Source organism: Nocardia brasiliensis NBRC 14402, from assembly GCF_000308475.2.
Lineage (GTDB): Bacteria > Actinomycetota > Actinomycetes > Mycobacteriales > Mycobacteriaceae > Nocardia > Nocardia brasiliensis.
Genome location: NZ_BAFT02000042.1, coordinates 1 through 20101 on the forward strand (window position 1 = coordinate 1; position 20101 = coordinate 20101).

At 70.2% G+C, this 20101-nt stretch carries 15 protein-coding genes; 6 read left to right on the forward strand and 9 right to left on the reverse strand.

Annotation, left to right across the window (positions count from 1 at the left end):
- The 6 genes from TY25_RS41615 to TY25_RS13120 all read right to left on the reverse strand — a co-directional run.
- On the reverse strand, positions 1-252 hold a 252-nt coding region (locus tag TY25_RS41615), incomplete at its 3' end, for a 2-oxoglutarate dehydrogenase E1 subunit family protein (RefSeq protein WP_174484634.1).
- 176 nt (positions 253-428) lie between these two features.
- Positions 429-4112 carry an ABC transporter ATP-binding protein gene (locus tag TY25_RS13100; RefSeq protein ID WP_042256218.1) on the reverse strand — a complete coding sequence of 1228 codons (3684 nt, stop codon included), beginning with the start codon at positions 4110-4112 and terminating at the stop codon, positions 429-431.
- Between the two features lie 51 nt (positions 4113-4163).
- Positions 4164-4946, reverse strand: a complete 783-nt coding sequence (locus tag TY25_RS13105; RefSeq protein WP_042256219.1) for an ABC transporter permease — start codon at positions 4944-4946, stop codon at positions 4164-4166.
- Positions 4943-5935: an ATP-binding cassette domain-containing protein gene (locus TY25_RS13110; protein ID WP_042256220.1), complete on the reverse strand. Its 993-nt coding sequence runs from the start codon at positions 5933-5935 to the stop codon at positions 4943-4945. Before TY25_RS13110 ends, TY25_RS13105 begins: the two co-directional genes overlap by 4 nt.
- The gene (locus TY25_RS13115; RefSeq protein ID WP_042256221.1) at positions 5932-6663 is read right to left on the reverse strand and encodes a hypothetical protein; all 732 of its coding nucleotides are present in this window, start codon (positions 6661-6663) and stop codon (positions 5932-5934) included. The genes TY25_RS13110 and TY25_RS13115 overlap by 4 nt, the downstream gene beginning before the upstream one ends.
- Before the next feature lie 146 nt (positions 6664-6809).
- Positions 6810-7832, reverse strand: a complete 1023-nt coding sequence (locus tag TY25_RS13120) for a glutathione S-transferase family protein (protein WP_042256222.1) — start codon at positions 7830-7832, stop codon at positions 6810-6812.
- Positions 7833-7870: 38 nt separating this feature from the next.
- On the opposite strand from TY25_RS13120, the gene TY25_RS13125 reads away from it, so the two are divergent.
- Positions 7871-8665, forward strand: coding sequence for an enoyl-CoA hydratase/isomerase family protein (locus TY25_RS13125; RefSeq protein ID WP_042256223.1), 795 nt, complete (start codon positions 7871-7873; stop codon positions 8663-8665).
- Positions 8666-8771: 106 nt separating this feature from the next.
- Entirely contained in the window at positions 8772-10037 is a 1266-nt protein-coding gene (locus tag TY25_RS13130; RefSeq protein WP_042256224.1) for a class I adenylate-forming enzyme family protein, read from the forward strand.
- Positions 10038-10044: 7 nt separating this feature from the next.
- Here the strand turns inward: TY25_RS13130 and TY25_RS13135 are convergent, their stop codons facing one another.
- Positions 10045-10791 (reverse strand): tyrosine-protein phosphatase, encoded by a 747-nt coding sequence (locus tag TY25_RS13135; RefSeq protein ID WP_042256225.1) that lies wholly within the window; start codon positions 10789-10791, stop codon positions 10045-10047.
- 416 nt (positions 10792-11207) lie between these two features.
- Between TY25_RS13135 and TY25_RS13140 the strand changes: the two genes are divergently transcribed.
- Both TY25_RS13140 and TY25_RS13145 read left to right on the forward strand, forming a co-directional pair.
- On the forward strand, positions 11208-11687 hold the full coding sequence (locus tag TY25_RS13140) for a hypothetical protein (RefSeq protein WP_042256226.1): 480 nt from the start codon (positions 11208-11210) through the stop codon (positions 11685-11687).
- Between the two features lie 40 nt (positions 11688-11727).
- Positions 11728-12906, forward strand: a complete 1179-nt coding sequence (locus tag TY25_RS13145) for an amino acid deaminase/aldolase (RefSeq protein WP_042256234.1) — start codon at positions 11728-11730, stop codon at positions 12904-12906.
- A gap of 13 nt (positions 12907-12919) precedes the next feature.
- Here TY25_RS13145 and TY25_RS13150 read toward each other — a convergent pair whose 3' ends face one another.
- A complete protein-coding gene (locus TY25_RS13150) occupies positions 12920-16288 on the reverse strand; it encodes an AAA domain-containing protein (RefSeq protein ID WP_226887183.1) in 3369 nt (1122 codons plus the stop codon).
- Between the two features lie 188 nt (positions 16289-16476).
- A complete protein-coding gene (locus TY25_RS13155) occupies positions 16477-18258 on the reverse strand; it encodes a DEAD/DEAH box helicase (protein WP_042256228.1) in 1782 nt (593 codons plus the stop codon).
- Positions 18259-18320: 62 nt separating this feature from the next.
- Between TY25_RS13155 and TY25_RS13160 the strand changes: the two genes are divergently transcribed.
- Both TY25_RS13160 and TY25_RS13165 read left to right on the forward strand, forming a co-directional pair.
- Positions 18321-19169: a carbon-nitrogen hydrolase family protein gene (locus TY25_RS13160; protein WP_081868853.1), complete on the forward strand. Its 849-nt coding sequence runs from the start codon at positions 18321-18323 to the stop codon at positions 19167-19169.
- 209 nt (positions 19170-19378) lie between these two features.
- Entirely contained in the window at positions 19379-20014 is a 636-nt protein-coding gene (locus TY25_RS13165; RefSeq protein WP_042256229.1) for a phosphoribosyltransferase, read from the forward strand.
- Positions 20015-20101 lie beyond the last annotated feature (87 nt).

Genomic DNA, 20101 nt, shown 5'->3' on the forward strand with positions numbered 1-20101 from the left:
CGGTGCGGGCGCGGCGGCCTTCGGGGCCGAGTTCACCGACGCGGGAGCCGGAGCCGGGGTCGGCGCCTGCGCGGGTGCGGCCGCGGCCGGAGCGGCCTGGCTGTTACCGGAATCACCAGTAGCTTCGGGCGTGTAATCGGCGAGGAACTCGTGCCAACTCTCATCGACCGAAGATGGATCTTGCTTGAACTTTTGATACATCTCATCGACTAGCCACTGGTTCTGTCCGAACTGGGAAGTTGAGCTGCTCACAGCAGGTGTTCGCCTCATTTCGTTCTTCGCGCTGCGACGTTTGTGACGTGCCCGGCATCCGTGCGACTGCTTGCAGGTCGCTCGAAATGGTCAGCATCAGCGATGCGCGCCGATGCGCCCTATCTGAGGATAGGCCCAGCAGCAAACCGACGGAGCGACTGACCACCCGGCAAACCTCACCTCATAGAGGACGACTTGTCGTCCACCGAGAATATTCCCTCGCTCGCACGTGCCGCCGACCACAGTCGGGAATATGGTCCGGCGGCGGTCAGGAGCTCGGCGTGGGTGCCGATTTCGGCGATCCGCCCGTGCTCGACGACGGCGATCCGATCGGCGCGCGCGGCCGTGCCGAGCCGGTGCGCGACGAGCACCGTGGTCCGGCCCCGGGTCAGCGATCGGCTCGCGGCCAGCACCGCCGCCTCGGTGTCCGGGTCCAGGGTCGCCGTCGCCTCGTCGAGCAGCAGCAGATCCGGTCGCACCAGCTCGGCCCGGGCCAGCGCGATCAGTTGCCGCTGGCCCGCGGACAGACCGCGGCCGCGTTCGCCGACCGGCTGGCGCATGCCGAGGGGGAGCGCGGCGATCATGTCGGCGGCGCCGACCGCGGCCGCCGCTTCGGCGATTTCGGTCTCGGTCGCGTCGGGCCGGCCGAACGCGATGTTGCTCGCGATGTCACCGCTGAAGAGGTGGGCTTCCTGCGGCACGATGCCGAGGCGGCCGCGATAGTCGGCGAGCCGGTAGTCGCGGATGTCCACCGCGTCGACGGTGATCGCGCCGGTGCCGTCGGCGGGGATGTCGTAGAGGCGGGCGAGCAGCTTGACGATGGTCGACTTGCCCGCGCCGGTGGGGCCGACGAGCGCGAGCGTCGAACCGGCCGGGATTTCCAGCGACACCCCGTCGAGGGCGCGGACCTCGCTGCCCGGGTAGTGGAATCCGACGTCGGTGACGGCGACCTCGCCGCGCAGGCGCTCGATCGGCACCGAGTCCGGCGGGTCGGCGGTCAGCGAGGACGGCGTGCGCAGCAACTCGCCGATCCGGCGCAGGCCGACCCGGGCCTGCTGATAGCCGTCGAACACCTGCGAGAGCGCCAGCACCGGCGCGAAGAGCAGTTCCAGATACAGCACGAAGGCGATCAGGGTGCCCGCCGTGGTGGTCCCGTTCGCCACCTCGCGTGCCCCGACGAAGATCACCACGGCGAGCGCGACGTCCGACCACGCCGTGACGTACGGGAAATACAACGCGATCAGACGCTGGGCCCGCATCCGGCTGTGCCGATAGCGATCGGAGTACTCGGCGTAGCGGCGGGCCGCGGCGGGCTCGTGCCGATTGGCCTGCACCGCACGCAATCCCGCGACGTTCTCCTGGAAGTCGGCGTTGACGGTCGAGACGTTCTCCCGGGACACGGTGTAGGCCGTGGACGCGTACCGGCGGAACAGCACGGTGGCCAGCACCAGCGGCGGCAGCGTGACGAGCAGCACCACCGCGCCCAGCGACACATCGATGACCAGCAGCGCGACCGCGATCCCGGCGAAGGTCAGCCCGCCCACCAGGGTGGTGGCCAAACCGGTCTGCAGGAACGTGGACAGCGAGTCCAGGTCGGTCGTCATCCGCGTCATGATGCGGCCGGACAGTTCGCGCTCGTAGTAGTCGAGCCCGAGGCGCTGCAGGTGCGCGTAGCTGCGGATGCGCAGCCCGTACAGCATCCGTTCGCCGGTGCGCGCGGTGATCAGCGTCGAGGCCGCCCCGATCGTCCACCCGGCCGCGACGAGCAGCACGCCGAGCACCGCGGCGACGCCGAGCGCACTCGTATCGGCCTTGCCGACGCCCGCGTCGATGGCGTGCCGCACGATCGGCGGGAAGCCCACGCCGATCAGCGCGTCCAGGGCCAGCAGCGCGAGGGTGGCGGCGATCAGCCAGCGGACCGGCCGCAGCAGCCGGGCCAGCCGGAAGCGCGGATCCGGTTGCCGCAGCCGCTGTTCGTCGAGTTGCGGCTGCTCGGCGGCGGGCGGCAGCAGCGCGATATCGCGCCGCAGCTCCGGGGTTTCGCTGAGGTCCGCGGCCGCGGCGGCGAAGGTCGTCGCGGCCGCGCCGGCACCGGCCCGCGCGCCCGCCTCGTGCGTAATGGGTTGGTACCCAGCGGGTCCGGGCAGCCGGATGACCCGATCCGCATGGGTCAGGGTGGATTCCCGGTGCGCCAGGATCAGGGTGGTCCGCCCGTCCTGATCGGGCAGGGTGTCGAAGATCGCGGCTTCGGTGATCGCGTCCACCGCGGAGGTCGCGTCGTCCAGGACGAGGATGCGCGGGCGGGCCAGCAGCGCCCGGGCCAGTGCGATGCGCTGGCGCTGCCCGCCGGACAGGGTGAGGCCGCGTTCGCCGACGACGGTGTCGTAGCCGTCCGGGAGTTCGGTGATGAAGTCATCGGCCGCAGCGGATTTCGCGGCGGCCCGGATCTCGGTGTCGGTGGCGTCCGGACGGCCGAGCGCGATGTTGGCGGCGATGGTGTCGGAGAACAGGAACGGATCGTCGAACACGACGCCGATCGCGCCGCGCAGCTCGGACGCGCTGACCTCGGCGATATCGATCCCGCCGACGGTGGAAGGCGCAGCGTCCGTGGCGGATTCGCCGAAGAGCCGAATACTGCCCGCATCCGGCGCGTAGAAGCGCGGCAACAGCAGTGACAGCGTGGTCTTCCCGGAACCGGCGGGGCCGATGATCGCCACGGTCTCGCCGGGACGCACGGTCAGGTCGAGTTCCCGCAGCACCGGCCGTTCCGGATCGAAACCGAAAGTGAGCGAGTCGATCTCGATGCCGAGCGGACCGTCCGGCAGCGGCGCGGGCGCGGGGGGATCGGTGACCACCGGCGCGGTGTCGATCACCTGGTAGACGCGTTCGGCGGCGGCGCGGGTGAGCTGTGCGAGCACCAGGGCGCCGGACATGATCCGGGCGGTCGCCGTCATGGTGGCGACGTAGGCGGCGAACGCGACGAAGGTGCCGATCCCGATCGAGCCGTGCAGCGCGAGGTAGCCGCCGAGCACGATCACGCCGACCATGCCGAGTTGCGGAATGGCCGCCACAGTCGGGGCGAACCGGGAATCGATCCGGGCCGCGCGCATCCGTTCGGCATACAGGGTGCGACTGTGCTTTTCGAGCACGTCGACCATGCGGGCTTCCTGCCCGAACCCTTTGACCACCCGGACACCGGTGACGGTCTCCTCGACGTGCTGGGCGACGTCGGCGGCGCGCTGCTGCGCGGACCAGGTCGCCGCGTAGAGCCGCGGCCGCACCCGGTACGCGACCAGCCCGATCGCGGGCACCACGAGCAGCGCCACCGCGGCCAGCGGCGGCGACAACCACACCATCACCACCGCGGCCAGCAGGAATTGCAGCACCGCCATGCCCGACAGCGGCGCCATCGCGAGCAAGCCCTGCACCAGTTGCAGGTCAGTGATCGAGCGCGACACCACCTGGCCGGTGCGGATCGCGTCCTGGCCGGTGCCGTCCAGCCGTTGCAGCGAGGCGAGCAGATCGACCCGCAGCGAATGTTGCACGTCCAGCGAGAGTTTCCCCGCGAGCAGGCGGCGGCCGAATCCGGCGGCGAATCGTGCGGCGGCGACCAGGAGCAGCAGCAAGGCGACGATTCCGATGACGGCGGTGGCGCCGTGACCGGCGGCGTCCACCGCGCGCTTGGTCAGCAGCGGGGCGGTGATCTCCACCGCGGCGCCGGCCAGCATCGTGACCGCGAGACCGGCGAGGGTGCCCGGGTGGGTCCGGCTCTCCGCCCACAGCCGGCGAATCCAGCCGGGACCACCGGGCGTGCGCTCAGCGGACCCGGTGTGTTGTTTCGCTTCGACAACCCCGCCCATAACCATCCACGGTAATGACGCCTACCGACACGTCGTTGTTCCCCGGCGGGCTCAGAGGTCGCGCGTGCGCAGCGCCCACCAGCCCGCGCCGGCGAGGCCCGCGGTCCACAGCAGCAGAACCACCACCCCGACCGGTCCGGGGGCGAGGAAGGGGTTGTCGGCGAAGGAGCCGATGGCGATGGTGCTGATGGTGGCCGAGCCCGGCAGCAGCGTGACGAATCCGTCGATGCCGAGGCTGTGCGCGACCACCCAGATCAACGGTTCGACGATGATCAGCCAGCCGAACACCGCGAGCAGCGCCGTGGACGACGAGCGCAGCAGCAACCCGAGTCCGGCGCCGATCAGGGACCAGCAGATCGCGGCGAGCAGCCCGCCGCCGAGTACCGCGAACAAGTCGAGACCGGCCTGGAATTTGCCACGCCCGAAGCCGAACAGCGCCGCGAGCGCGACCACTTCCACGGCCAGGGCGGTGAGCGCCGCGCACCCGCCGGTGACGACCAGTTTCGCGACGGCGAGCCGGTCGCGGTCCGTGCTGAACAGCGCGGTCACCGGCATCGAGTGGTGGCGGAATTCCGCGCCGCTGCCGAGCGCCCCGAACACCACGGCGGCCAGCGCGACCGCGGCGAGGCCGAGGTAGAGCCCGTTGGTCGCGGCGCCGGTGACGGGTTCGCCCTTGGGATCCGGCTTGCCCGCCAGCAGGGCGGTGGCCACGGTCGCGATCAACGTGAGCGCCAGGGGCAGGCCCGCCAGGATCCGGTTCGGCCCGGCCGTGACGACCTTGCGCACCTCGGAGTTGACGGACGGGACGAGGTCGGGCGGCAGGGTGATGATCATCGTGGAATCCCGTAGGGCATCGGCGGGGCGGGAGCCGCGGTACCGGACAGGCCCGGGTAGTGGGCGGGCGCCGGGGTCGGCGGTCTGGTCAACGAGGCGAGCACCCGGTCGGGGTGGATCAGGTCGGGGACGACACTGTCCAGCCGCACCTGCGCCGCCGCGGCCGCGTCCCGGATCTCGGTTTCGGTGGCCTCGGCGACGGCGAGCCTGCCGTCGGGACGGATCACGGCGTCGGTGAAACCACGGGCGGCCAGTGTGGTGGCCAGTGCGATCGGGGTGGACGCGGCGACCACCAGCCGGTCGGGGTGCCCGCGCCGCAACCGGGCCGGGCTGCCCTCGTAGACCACCGTGCCCGCGTTCAGCACGAGCACCTCGTCGGCGCCCGGCAGCACCGCGGCCAGGCTCTCGCTCGTCACCACGGCACTGCCGCCACGGGTGGCGTGCCGGCGCAGAAAGTCTTGCAGCCAACCGCGTTCCGCCGCGTCGAGGCCGTCCATCGGCTCGTCGAGGACCAGCAGCGGCGGGTCGGCGAGCAGGGCGGTCGCCAAGGCCAGCCGGGTCTGCTGCCCAGCCGACAGCGCCGCACCTTTGGTCCCGGCTTCCGTGCCGAGGCCGACCAGGTCGAGCACCTCGTAGACCCGCGCGTCCGGCACGCCGACGGCCGCGGCATACACCCACAGGTGATCGCGGGCGGTCCGGCCGGGATGTATCCCGCGCGGTGCCAGGACGCCGCCGACGATCTGCGCGGAACTCGCGCCTTCGGCGGACCGGTGCGTGCCGGGCCTACCGATCGATGCGGTCCCCGAGGTCGGCTCCAACAATCCGAGCAGGATGCGGACGATGGTCGACTTGCCCGCGCCGCGCGGGCCGACCAGCGCGGCGGTGCTGCCCGACGGGACGGTGAAGCTCACGTTCTCGACCGCAGCGACCAGCCCGTACCGCTTGGTCAGCGCGCGTACGGAGAACGCGAGGGGGCGCACGGCGCTCACCGCGGCGTCGTCGGCGGTTGCGGCTTGATCGGGTCGATCGCGGTGAGCGGGTCGGCGTCGATGACCAGGTGCCGGTCGGCGGGCCAGACCACCGGTGCGGGCCCGAAGGCCTTGCGCGCGTTCTGGATCGTGGATTTGCCCATGGCGCGGTTGCCGACCCCGCCGATCACCGCGCCGATGCCCGCGGGCACCACCTTGCCCGCCATCAGCGCGGCGCGCCGGGTGATGAAGCGGATGATGAAACGCTTGAGCAGCGAGTCGTTCATGGAGGAGAGGCCGGGGATCCGGTTCGCGAACACCGTGCCCCAGTTCTTGGCCGAGGTGCCGACGGTCTTCTGCACGATCTCCATGCCGCCCTCGCCCAGCACGACGGCGAGCACCAGGGCCCTGCGCTGTTCCTTGTCGTCGGGCGAGATGCCGTGCACCGCCGCCACCGCGAGCGTGAACAGGGCGGAGACCTCCATGAAGAACGTGGTCTCGGCGCTGACCGCGGCGACCGCCGCGACCGTGCCGACGCCGGGCACCGCGGCCGTCGCGCCGACGGCGCCGCCGCTGCCGGTCACCGCGAGCAGGTACTGGTTCTCCAGCCGTGCGATGACCTGCGCCGGGGTTTCGTCGGGATGGGCGCGCCGGATCCGATCGACATACTTGGCGACCGCGGGGGCCTGCAGGCGAGACCCCGTATCGAGCAGCTGAACCACCGTCTTCTCGAACGCGCCTTTGAACATCGGCGGCACCCTCCTCTTCCAGTCTGCTGGTTGAAACTGTAGGGCACCGGCGGATCGGCCCGCCGGACGCCGCGGCCACAGTCCTCAGCTCGTCATGACAACGATGTACCCAGCCGGATCGGTTCCAGCCGATCCGATGCGCCCGGTCAGTTCGGCTGGTGTCCCGCGGGCACCTGTTCGGCCGGCGCGGGCGGGGGCGGCGGGGTGCCGTCGCCGAAGGGACGCCCGCCCAACGCTTCCCGGCCGTGCGGGGTCAGCCAGTTCGCCAGGTCCGGTCCCTTCGGCACGATGCCGGTCGGGTTGATATCGCGGTGCACCACGTAGTAGTGCTCCTTGATCTGCGCGAAGTCGATGGTGTCGCCGAATCCCGGGGTTTGGTAGAGGTCGCGCGCGTAGGCCCACAGCACCGGCATCTCGCACAGCTTGGACCGATTGCATTTGAAGTGCCCGTGATAGACCGGGTCGAACCGGACCAGCGTGGTGAACAGCCGCACGTCGGCCTCGGTGATCGTGTCACCGACCAGATAGCGTTGTGCCGCAAGCCGTTCGGTGAGCCAGTCCAGGCGGGCGAAGAGCCGGTCGTAGGCGGTCTCGTAGGCGTCCTGCGCGCCCGCGAAGCCGCAGCGGTACACCCCGTTGTTGACGTCGCGGAACACCGCGAGATTCACCTCGTCGATCTCCGCGCGCAGCGCTTCGGGATACAGCTGGGGCGCGCCGTCGCGGTGGAACGCGGTCCACTCGGTGGAGAAGTCCAGGGTGATCTGCGCGTAGTCGTTGGTGACCACCTGCCCGGTCGGCACGTCCACCACGGCGGGCACGGTGATGCCGCGCGGATAGTCGGGGAACCGGGCCAGGTAGGCATCACGCAGCCGGGGGATGCCGAGCACCGGATCCACCCCGCCGGGATCGAGATCGAAGGTCCAGCTCAGCTTGTCGTGCGTCGGGCCGCACAGCCCGAGCGACAGCGCGTCCTCGAGACCGAGCAGCCTGCGCACGATCAGCGTCCGGTTCGCCCAGGGGCAGGCCCGTGCCGCCACCAGCCGGTAGCGGCCCGGCTCGACCGGGTAGCTGTCGCGGCCGTCGGCCGTGATCCGGGTGGTGATGTAGTTCGTATCCCGCTTGAACTCGCCTGGTTCGACGTAGGAACCGTTTTCCACCGACTTGGTCACCCGAACAGTCTGGCAGATTCTGGTCTTAGGCTCAGGGCATGACAGACACGAAGGCCACGCGCCTGGAACGGCAGAGCACCGACGGCGGCGCGGAGGTGGCCACGCTGACGCTGGCCCATCCGCCGCTGAACCTCTTCGATCAGGCCATGCTCGACGCCCTGATCGCGGACATCGCCGACCTCGCGGCGAACCCGCCACGCGCGGTGCTGCTGCGCGCCGAGGGCAAGGTGGTGTCCGGCGGTGTCGATGTGCACGTCTTCGACGGGTTGTCGATCGAGCAGGGCGCGGAACTGTGGCGCACCCTGTTCGCGCAGATCATCCATCCGCTCGAGGCGCTGCCGTGCCCGGTGGTGTTCGCCGCGCACGGGCTGACCCTGACCGCCGCCTTCGAGATCGCGCTGGCCTGCGACATCATCCTGGCCGCGCCGAAGGCGAAGTTCGGGCTGGTGGAAACCGTTGTCGGACTGACCCCCTCGATGGGTGGCCCGCAGCGGCTGGCCGAGCGGGCCGGCTCCGGGCGTGCGCGGGAATTCGTGATGACCGGCGACCTGTACGACGCGGCGACCATGGCCGAGTGGGGCGTGGTGAACGCGGTGCACGACGACGTCGACACGGCGGCAAAGGAATTGACGCACCGGCTGGCCCAGGGCCCGACCGTCGCACACGCCGCGACCAAGAAGATCATCGAGGCGTGGCGTTCCGGCGGTGTGGCCCATGCAGATTCGGTGACCCCCGAGGTTTCGGGCGCGTTGTTCGACACCGCCGACCTGAAGGGCGCGGTGCGCAGCTTCCTCGAGGTCGGGCCGGGCAAGGCGACCTACACCGGGCGGTGACCGGTAGGGGGTGACAAGCAGGACACGTTCATCGCCTATCGCCGCGAAATTGTGACGCGCATCATATAGTCGCAATGCCTGCTGACTCGAGGCGTGCGGAGGACGGATGTCGCAGTTGCTCGTCGAATACCCCCTGTCCCGTCCGCATGCGCGCGATACGCCGTTGGCGCGCGGCGCCGACGGCGTGTTGCGCTACGGCAATCTGACCCCCGCGCTCACCGAGTTGCTCGATCTACAGGTGCACGCCTTCTCCACCCGCGAGGCCGTGGTCGAGATCGGTGGCCCGCGGATGACCTACCGCGAGCTGTGGCACTCGGCCTCGCGGATCGCGGGCGGGCTGCAAGAGCACGGCATCGGCTACGGCGACCGGGTCGCGGTGCACATGCCCGCGGGCGTGCGCTGGGTGCAGGCCTTTCTCGGCGCGCTGCTGAGCGGTGCGGTGCCGGTGCTGGTGCACGACGGCCTGCCCGAGGCGGTGGCCGAGCAGGTGATCGCCGACAGCAGTGCGGATTTCGTGCTCGGCCGCGATATCGCCCGCGGCGCGGACCTGCCCGACGGGGCCGCCTTCATCGATGACGGTGCGGCCCTGGGTGATCTGGCCTTGCTCAGCTACACCAGCGGGACCCCGCTGTGTACGGCCACCGCGCCCAAGGGTGTGGAGCTGACCAACGAAAACCTGCTCTCGGCAATACGTTCGGTGGTGTCGGCCCTCGATCTGCCGACTGACGGCCTGCGCAATCTGGTCTTGCTGCCGCTGGCGCACGCCAGCGGATGCGTCGACCAGCTCCTGCCCACTTTCGCGGTCGGCGGGACCGTCGTGCTGGCCAGGGACTGCCGCGGGCTCGCGGAAGCCATTGTGGCCGAGCGGATCGACATGGTGTCGGCGACGCCGCGAATTTTCGCGGGGCTGCTGCCCGAGCTGGCCGCGCTGCGGGCCGACGGCTTGGACACCGGCGATATCGCCCGGATCAGCAAGGCCGGCCATCGCGCCGAGCGCGCGGCCACGCCGGCGACCCCCGCCGATCTGGCCGCCGAATTAGGTGCCATGTTCCCGGCCGCGCGGCAGTGGTCGGTGTGGGGCGCCACCGAGACCAGCGGCATCGGCCTCGCCCTGGACGATTCGCTGGCCGCGGCCGATGCCGACGCGGTGCTCGGATTCCCGTTCGGCGGTACGGAATTGGCGCTGTACGGTCCGCGGGCCGAGGCGGGTCACGGGGAGCTGCTCTGTCGCGGTCCGAACGTCACGCCGCGTTACTGGAACGACCCGACGACCACCGCGGCCCGCTTCACCGGAACCTGGTTCCACACCGGCGATCAGGTCACCATCGATGCGGACGGACTGGTGCGCCGCGGCGCGGTCCAGGACGAATGAACCCGCCTCACTCCAGCATTCGGTCGCGCAGCCGGGTGCGCAGTTCCGGCGTGATCCCCGCGGTCGTCAGGTAGGTGTCCACGTCGCCGTGCAGTTCATGCATCGAGTTGGTCGCGATATTCAGGTATTCGTCGCGAACACCCAGCAAGTCCACCGAAAGTTCCTCCCCGGCAAGCAGTTTCGTGGTCATCATGGCGCGCAGCGCGGGGATGGCGCCGTTGCTCAGCCGGTAGTCGGCCTGCACATCGGCCTCGGTCACGCCGACCGCGCGCAGCAGCGTGGCCACGGCCCAGCCGGTGCGGTCCTTACCCGCGGCGCAGTGCACGAGCACGGCGCCGTCACCGCGCACGATCGACTCGGCGATGGCGGTGATCGCGGCGTGCGCCTCGGGCAGCGCCGGGAACATCCGATAGACCTCGAGCATGTGCCGGAAGGCCGAATCGGGGGTGGCGTGATGCGGGGGCGCCTCGGCCATCCGCGAGTCGAACGGCGTGACGGTCACCCGCACGTCCTCGGGCACCCGGTCGTGGCCGATGTGGTCGATCTCGCGCTCACCGCGCAGGTCGTGCACATCGCTGACGCGCAGGTCGCGCAGGGTGGCCAGGCCGACCTCGTCGAGTCCGGTGAGCTGGGCCGAGCGCAGCAGCACGCCCGGGCGCACCTTGGCGCCGTCGACGGTGCGCAGTCCGCCCAGGTCGCGGAAATTGAAGGTGCCGGAGATGAAGTACTGGTCGGCAGGCGGCGAGAGAGTCACCGATTCAGGCTATCGGCCCGCCGGGGTCGCGTGGGTGTCGTTCCCGGATCGGGTTTCGCACGGGATGGTGACCGTTTTGTGCCGTTCACCTGTGTGATCGGCCACAGCTGCCGGGTCTCACGTGTACCCGCCAGTACAGTAGACAACGGTCTGCTTTCCGGCCGGGCAGGGCTGGGAGTAACCCCGAGAGAAGGTTTTCGGCGCAGGGCAGCGGGGTACCCCTACGATTCCGTTTGGGTAACAAAACATTCTTTCAGTCTGGAATTCCCCACTGAACCTGTTCTTAAACCCCGAAAACCCTCTACCATTGATGAACGTTGGACCGGGCAGCCTGGGATTTCCAGCGGAGTGCCCGCCATGTTCAGCGAGTCGCGCCGACGAGGGTGCGCGAGTTCTTTTCGCCGAGGGAGTCGTCGTTGAGCGTACGTGGAGACATAGCGGAGGTACGGCTACGGCCGACCATCTGCGAGGCCGTCGAAAAGGCGGCCGCCTCACTGGACCATTCCGGTGTACGCGCGCTGCGGGTGCTGTTGCACGCCGGTGTGAGCGCGTACTGGCCGCTGGTGAAGGCCGCACCGTGCAAGCAGGTCCGCGCTTACGAAGCGACGGTGCAGACGCTGCGCGAGCGCTGGGATACGCAGACCGATTGCCTCGCCGACCCGGCCGCGACGGCGGTGTACCGCGAGATGGACACCGAGGTGGCCGCTTTCCTGCAGCTGTGCGCCGACCGCTCGGGCGCGCAGTGGCTGGAACCGGTGGAGGCCATCGCCGCCTACGCCGTTTCGGTGCTGCAGGGCACCGTGTTGCGCTGGCTCGCCGACTGCAATGACGAAACAATGCTGGTAGTGCTCGACGATCTCGTGAGCAGCCTGGCCACCAGGGCCGCCGAAGTCTAGATACTGGACGCCTGACCAGTTTGGTGGTTGAGTGGGTTTCGTGAGCGCCCCGACACCCTTCGCGCGTCTGCACGCGGCCACCGCCGAGCTCGATCCCCCGCTGGCCGCCCTCGATCTGGCCACGCTGCGCGCGAACGCCGCCGCCCTGGTGCAACGCGCCCGCGGCGTCCCGATCCGAGTCGCCAGCAAATCCGTCCGCTGCCGCGCCGTACTCGAAGAGGTACTCGGCGCCGACCTCACCGCCGCCGGTGGGTTCGCGGGCATCATGTCCTACTCGCTGCCCGAGGCCATCTGGCTGGTCGGTCGCGGCGCGCGCGACGTGCTGCTCGGCTATCCGACCGTCGATCGCGCCGCGCTGGCCGAACTCGCCGCCGACGACACCCTCCGCGACTCGATCACGCTGATGATCGACGATGTCGCTCAGCTGGCACTCATCCGGGCCGCGCTCGGCACCGACCGGGTGCGCCCGCGCGTCTGCATCGATGTCGACGCCTCCCTGCGGCTCGGCCCGGTGCACATGGGTGTGCGGCGCTCACCGATTCGCACCCCCGAACAGGCCGCCGCGCTGGCGGCCGAAGCCCTGCGCCGTGGCTTCGACGTGGTCGGCGTGATGACCTACGAGGCGCAGATCGCGGGCCTGCCCGACACGAATGTCGCGGTGCGCCTGATGAAACGGGCGTCGGCGGCCGAAATCACCAAGCGCCGTGGCCGAGTACTCGACGCGGTGCGGTCGGTGACCGGCAAGCTGGAGATCGTGAACAGCGGCGGTACGGGTTCCATCGAGGTCAGCATCGCGGACCCGGATGTCACCGAGGTGACCGCGGGCTCGGGGCTCTACGTGCCGACGCTGTTCGACCACTACCGTTCGTTCACGCCGCACCCGGCGCTGTTCTTCGCCACCTCGGTGCTGCGCCGGCCGACTCCGTCGATCGCCACGGTTTTCGCGGGCGGCTACATCGCCTCCGGTCCCACCGGACCGTCGCGCGCGCCGAAGCCGGTGTGGCCCATGGGATTGAAGCTGCTCGGCGCCGAAGGCACCGGCGAGGTGCAGACCCCGCTCGCCGGCGCCGCGGAACTCCGGATCGGCGACCGGGTCTGGTTCCGGCACGCCAAAGCGGGCGAACTCTGCGAACGCTTCGATCGGATCCATCTCGTCGACGCCGACGGCACCCGCACCACCGTGCCCACCTATCGCGGCGAAGGCAACTGCTTCGGCTGAGGCGCCGCGGCGCTCATCGCGACAAACGCAGGAACCCCGCCAGATCGGGCAGCTCGTCAGGGCAGGCGGGCAGATACTCGGTGAGCAGCGGCGAGCGGATGATGATCGCCTTCCACATGGCGCGGCACAGGGCGGCGTGAATCAGGGCCCGGGACAACAGGAACGGCATGCCGTAGGGCGCGTCGGCGGGGCTGGACGTGGTCATCGACAGCAGGACCACCGCGGCTTCGCGCCCGCGGAACCGGTCCGGCGTGCCGACCAGCACATCCTCGATCTTGGCCCGGGCGAGCAACGTCCGGATGCGCCCCACCTGGGCGGCATAGGGCGTGACGACGAAGATGTCGTGCGGGTGCAGCCGCCGCGTCGTCGTGCCGCTGCTCCAGTTCATGGTGAGCAGCGCGCGCACCCGCCGGACCACCTCGCGGGCCTCCTCCGCGGATTCGGTGGCATTGCCGTGGTGCGGCACCAGCACGGTGCTCACCCCGGCCGGTTCGCCGTCGAGTTCCCTTGCCCGGGTCACGGTTTCGTTGGCGCGCAGCCGTCCGTCGTAGTACAGCCGGGAGATCGGGTCGCAGACGTTCGGGTGCATCCGCCAGGTGCGATCGAGGAAGTAGCCGCGCGCCGCGGGCAGCGTGTGCCGCCCCTCGGCGAGCCAGCCGAGCACCGATTCGCCGACCGGCTCCGGATGCGCGCTGTGCGGGACGGGCGGCACGGGATCGCCGAGCAGCAACAGGTTTCGCGCGCTGACCCCCACCGCGACCGCGTCGGCCAGCGGGAACCGGCCCGCGTCCGCGATCACCAGCAGGTCGAGGCTCTCCCGCGGCACCATGTCCTCGTTGGCGAAATCGGTGGTGGTGCCGCCGAGTACGCAGCCGCTGATGGCGTTGTCCAGAAACCGCGCGTAGCGGCTAGCGTCGATGACCGCCCACTCCGGGCCCACCGACTCGACGTCCTTCTTGGCGACCAGCTCCGGCAGGACGCCGACCCGCACGACCGCGTCGAGCAGGTTCTCCACCGTCGAATGCGACTGCCCGACAACGCCGATCCGCCATTTCTCCTTGGTGACCAGGCGTTCGAGCACCCGAGCTGCGGTGGCGGTCTTACCGGTGCCGGACGGGCCCTGCACCGCCAGGTAGGAGTGGTCCAGCGCACGCATCGCGGTGGTGATCGCGGCGGCGTGGTCGCCGTGCACCTCGGGCAGCGTGGCGCCCGAGCGCAGCCGGGGCGGCCTGCGGGCGAGTAGATCGAAGACGGCGCCGTCCGGGATGTCCGGCAGCGCGACGAGCAACTCCTGCGCCGCGTATTCCACGGCGATCTCGGCATGTTCGTCCCAGGCCGGTAGGCCGGGCGCGATCGCGGTCGGTAGCTCGTCGTACGGTTCGCAGCCGTCCGGTAGCAGTTCCTCCAACCGCACGGTGTCGTCGAATTCGGCGTCCACCGAACAGCCGAGCACGGTGGCGAGGGCGGTGGCCCGGCGCCCGACCGCGGTGACCATGCCCGCGGCGGCGGGCCGGTCGTAGAAGGTGTAGACGGTGGTCCCCGGCGTCAGCACGGTGGCGGGTCCAGGTCCGCCACCGTGCCAGCGCGAGCCGATCCGTCCGGTCAGCGTCAGGTAGCGCCGCATGGTCGGACGGTCCGGGCTGCGATGCCACTTGGTGTCGACGGTGCCCCATTCGGCGATCAAAACCCCCGGGGCGTCGGCCCATTCGTCGACGGGGTGGCTCAGCCGGTCGACATGGGCCCACCACAGCGGCTGGCGTTCGCGGCGGTGATAGCCGAGCGCCGCCGCCATCATCGCGGCCACGTGCCGCGGTTCGTCTTGTGCCGCGGCGTATTCGGCGAGCGCCGCCTCGAACGAGGAGGGCCGCGAGGGCGGCATGGGCTCGGTCTCGTCGGGGCCCGGCACCTGGCACCAGGACACCGCCCGCTCCAGCGTCACCGCCTGCGGGTCGATTCGCTGTTCGGCCGCGCGGTCGAGCAGCCAGTCCCGCAAGCGCAGCACGGTCAGGCAATCCCGTTGCGCGGCGGGCGAATGCGCGGCACCGGGCAGTAGTCGCGCCAGCTTGCTCAGCCGGTAGGAACGTTCCCCGACGATCAGTGCGTTACGCACGATCGGGTACAGATCGACCAGCACGCCGTCGCACAGCAGCTCGTCCACGATCTCTTCCCCGACACCGGAGCTGCCGCTGCAGCGCAGCAGCGCGGTGCGCACCGCCGAGGTGTAGTGGTAGACGTGCATGTCCGGATACATCCGCCGGCGTTGGGTGAGGTAGTCCAGCACCTCTTCCAGCGCCCGGCGCTGCCCGGCCGCTTCGCTGCCCGGTACGCCCGCGGCGCCGAACGGTCCACGGAAACTCAGATGGACGGTGCCGGGCCCGCCGACCTCCACGGACAACGCGGTACGCACACCGCCCTCGACCGTGAGCGACAGGTCGCCGGGGGAGGGCGGCGGTAGCGCGCCGAGCGCGATCGGGTCGAGCAGGGTGTGCGTCGGCGCGCCGGAATCCTCCCGGCGGAGCTGGATTTCGGCCTGCCTGCGCAGTGCGGTGAAGGTGCGCGGCGGTACGCCACGGACCGTGCCCTCGGTGCCGGCCAGCCGATCGATGGTGTGCACGCCCGCTTCCCGCAGCCTGGCCCGCGTGGTGGTCGCCATGCCTGCGACCAGCAGCAGATCGCGCGCGGCTACCGCGGCCGCGGTGCAGACCGCGCATCGCCCGCACGCGAGATAGCGCGGATCGCCCCACTGCACGGGTAGCAGCTCGCTGAGTTTCTCGTCCAGGATGTGGGCCACGCGTTGCCTGCGCGCCCGGTACACCGGCACCAGATCGTGCGCCGCGTACGCGGTGTGATCGGCGCCGAGATGCAGCCGCAGCAGCGGACCCGTCAGCGACCCGCTGTGGTCGACGGCGTCGGCGCAGGCGGCGAGTTCGAGTGCGGCGCCGACGCGTTCGGGCCGCCCGGGCGCACTGCCGTGCACGGTGTAGCGCACCCGGTGGTCCGCGCGCACCAGAAAATCGCAGGAGCAGTCGAAGCTGCCGTCGAAGAAGGTGGCGCCGGAGATCACCGGCGCGCCGGTGCGCAGGGCCGCGGTGGTTTCCGCGGCGGCGGTGCGCAGGGCGGTGAGGGTGGTTTCGGGACTGTCGGATTCGTGCTGTACCGCTGAGATCTGCACCATCGCGCTGCCGAAACGGGCGCGAAAGTCGCTGAGCCTGCGGTCCCTTGCCGGGTCGGGCTGTCGGTGCGGCACGGTCGCCGCGTCGGTGGTCGCGGAATCGGCCGCGACCGTACCGAGTTCGGTGTCGAGGGCACGCAGCAGCGCGAATTCACAGCGCGCCGCGCGCACGAGATCGACGGCGGAGCAGACGACACGATCACCGAACACGAACAAACGCGGCCCTCCTGTGTCTCTGCGGGACACCCCCACCCGGTCGGCGCCGATGAGCGGCTCGCGCCATTGTCGCTCATCACACGTCGAGTTATCGCGGGACACCCGCTGCCGTTAGCGCTTCATTACGCACCGGAAGGCAACACTGTAGCTAGCCGGTCTGACCTCGGCTTACCCTCCCCGGTTCAGGAGCGTGGCTTACGCCGTTCCGGGCGCTTGCCGTTGCCACCTTCCCGGCGCGGCCCCCGGGAGAACGAGCGCTGTCCCGGCGGGCCCTGATCGGGCGTGAGCTGAATGAGCACGCCGCTGATCCTCGTGCGCCGCAACGCTTCCAGCGTTTCCGGCGGAAGGTTCGCGGGTAGCTCGACCAGGCTGTGGTCCGGGCGGATGCTGATGTGCCCGAAGTCGCTGCGCCGCAGCCCACCCTCGTTGGCGATGGCGCCGACGATCGCGCCGGGCACCACGCGGTGCCGCTTGCCGACGCTGATCCGATAGGTCGCGAGCTCGGCACCGGTCTGCCGCTGATGCGTGCCGAAACCGGAACGGTCGTCGTCACCTTCGAACCGGCGCGGGCGTTCCCGGCGCTCGCGCACCGGCTCCGGCGGTTCGGGCTGCATCAGGAAGTTGTCGCCGTCGCGGGAGAGCACGGCCAGCGCCGCCGCGATATCGACCAGCGGAATATCGTGCTCGCGTTCGTAATCCTCGATGAGCCTGCGGAACAGCGCGAGGTTCGCCGAGGTCAGGCTCTCGGTGATGTCGTCGCCGAACTTGGCGACGCGCTGGGCGTTGACGTCGTCGACGCTGGGCAGCTGCATCTCTTCGAGCGGATGGCGGGTGGCCCGCTCGATCGACTTGAGCAGGTGCCGCTCGCGCGGGGCGACGAACAGCAACGCCTCACCGCTGCGCCCGGCCCGGCCGGTGCGGCCGATGCGGTGCACGTAGGACTCGGTGTCGTGCGGGATGTCGTAGTTGACCACGTGCGAGATGCGGTCCACGTCGAGACCGCGCGCGGCGACGTCGGTGGCGACGAGAATGTCCAGCGTGCCCGACTTCAGATGACCGATGGTGCGCTCGCGCTGGTTCTGCGCGATGTCACCGTTGATCGCGGCCGCGGAAAAGCCCCGGGCGCGCAGCTTTTCGGCGAGCTCCTCGGTGGCCTGCTTGGTGCGCACGAAGATGATCATGGCCTCGAACGACTCGACCTCGAGGATCCGGGTGAGCGCGTCCAGCTTGCGCTGATGCGAGACCTGCACCCAGCGCTGGGTGATGTTGGTGGCGGTCGAGGTCTTCGACTTGACGGTGATCTCGACCGGATCGTCGAGGTACTGCTTGGAGATCTTGCGGATCGCCGCGGGCATGGTGGCGGAGAACAGCGCGACCTGCTTGCCCGCGGGCGTGTCCTTGAGGATGCGTTCGACGTCCTCCTGGAAGCCCATCTTCAGCATCTCGTCGGCCTCGTCGAGCACCAGGTACTTCAGCTGCGACAGGTCGAGCGTGCCCTTCTCCAGGTGATCGATCACCCGGCCCGGCGTGCCGACCACCACGTGCGCGCCGCGGCGCAGGCCGGACAGCTGGACCCCGTAGGCCTGGCCGCCGTAGATCGGCAGCACGTGCAGCCCCGGGATGTGCGTGGCGTAGCGGCCGAACGCCTCGGCCACCTGGATCGCGAGCTCCCGGGTCGGCGCCAGCACCAGCGACTGCGGGAGTTTGCCGGAAGTGTCCAGACCCATCAGGATCGGGATCGCGAACGCCGCGGTCTTGCCGGTGCCGGTCTGCGCGAGGCCGACCACATCGGCGCCCGACAGCAGCGGCGGAATCGTCGCAGCCTGAATCGGCGACGGCGACTCGTAGCCCACATCGGCGATGGCCGCGAGGATGCGGTCATCGATGCCGAGATCGGCGAAAGTCGGGCCGTCGTTGTCCCTGTCGTTGTCGCCAGGAACGCTGTCGACCTGATTGGTACTCATTGACCAGGAGTTTACTGCCTGGTGCTGGTCTGCTCGGCCACCGGCCCAATACGGTGAGACGTATGCAACTGGACAGCGCCGATACGAATCAAGCGACACGGCCGAACCTGCTGGACGTTGCGGTCGTCCAGTTCGCCCCCGGCATCGACCCGGCGGCCAATCTAGCGGCGCTGCGCGAGCATGTGCGCACCGCCCGCGATGGGGGTGCGCGGGTGGTCGTCGCGCCGGAATACTCGATGTTTGCCGTCACCCGGCTCGATGAGCGCGTCATCGCCGTCGCCGAACCCCTGACCGGCCCGTTCGTCACCGGACTCGGTGCCATCGCCCGCGAATTCGAGGTGCATCTGGTCGCCGGAACGGTGGAGCAGGTCGCGCCCGGCGGGGACCGGATCCGCAACACACTGGTCGTCCTCGGACCCGACGGAACGCTCGTCACGCAGTACCGGAAGGTGCATCTTTACGACGCCTTCGGCTTCCTCGAATCGGAGGTGGTGCAGCCCGGCGCGATCACCGCGCCGGCCACCTTCACTGTGGCGGATGTGACATTCGGCATGCAGACCTGTTTCGATCTGCGTTTCCCGGAAGGCATCCGCCGGGTGGCCACCGCGGGCGCACAGGTGCTGCTGCTGCCCGCGCAATGGATCCCCGGCCCCGCCAAGGTGGACCAGTGGACGACGCTGCTGCGCGCCCGCGCCATCGAGAACACCGTCTACGTGGCCGCCGCCGACCAAGCCGCCCCGCGCGGCGCAGGCGCCTCGATGATCATCGACCCCACCGGCGCGGTACTCACCGAACTCGGCGAGGAGACCGGCGTACTCACCGCGAGCATCGACCTCGCGCGCCTCGCCGAGGTCCGCAAGACCAACCCCAGCCTCGACCTGCGCCGCTTCACCATCGCCGACCCCAGCTGAGCGGAGCGCCTCTTCCCTGAGCGATGCGCTGCGGGCGGTCCGTTCGGAGGCAGCGGGTCGCGGGGGATTCGGTGCGAGGCGGAGCGCCGTGTTCGGCGGTCTCACGAGTGATCGGCGAGCTGATGGCCGGGTTGGGTTGCAGGGCAGCGGGTCGCGGGGATTCGGTGAAGGGTGGTGGCCGGGGGAGGGTGGGCGTAGCGTTTTGGTGGATGATCTACGCGGATCGGACATCGGCCGGTCGTGCGCTCGGTACTCGTCTGGAGCGGCTGCGCGCGGCCGATCCGCTGCTGCTCGGTCTGCCCCGCGGCGGGGTTCCGGTGGCCGCCGCGGTCCGCGATGTCATCGGCGGCGATCTCGATATCCTGCTGGTCCGCAAGCTAGGGGTGCCGTGGCAGCCGGAGCTGGCGATGGGCGCGATCGGCGAGGACGGCGTGCGGGTGCTCAACGGAGATGTGCTGGCGCACTTGGGGATATCGCCTCAGGAGTTTGCCGAGATCGAAGACCTCGAACGCGCGGAACTGATCCGCCGCCGCACGGTATGGCGCGGTGACGCGAAACCGCTTCCCCTGGACGGGCGCAGCGTGATCATCGTCGACGACGGCATGGCCACCGGCGCGACCGTGGTGGTCGCCTGCCGTGTCGCGCGCCTGCACCACCCGGCTCAACTCGTCGTCGCCGTCCCGGTCTCCTCAGCCGAGGCACTGCGCCGGGTAGCCGCCGAAGCCGACCAGGTGTTCTGTCCCCTGGTCCCGCACACTCTGGGCGGCGTAGGCACCGCCTACGAAGACTTCCACCAACTCGACGACACAGAAGTCACCGCCCTACTCGTCCACCCGAACGAGTAACCGCATCCCTCCGCAAGCACGCACCCCGCGAGGCCCCGCGCACCTTTTCGCGCGCGGGGTCACGAAACGCGCGCGGCGGGGCTGACC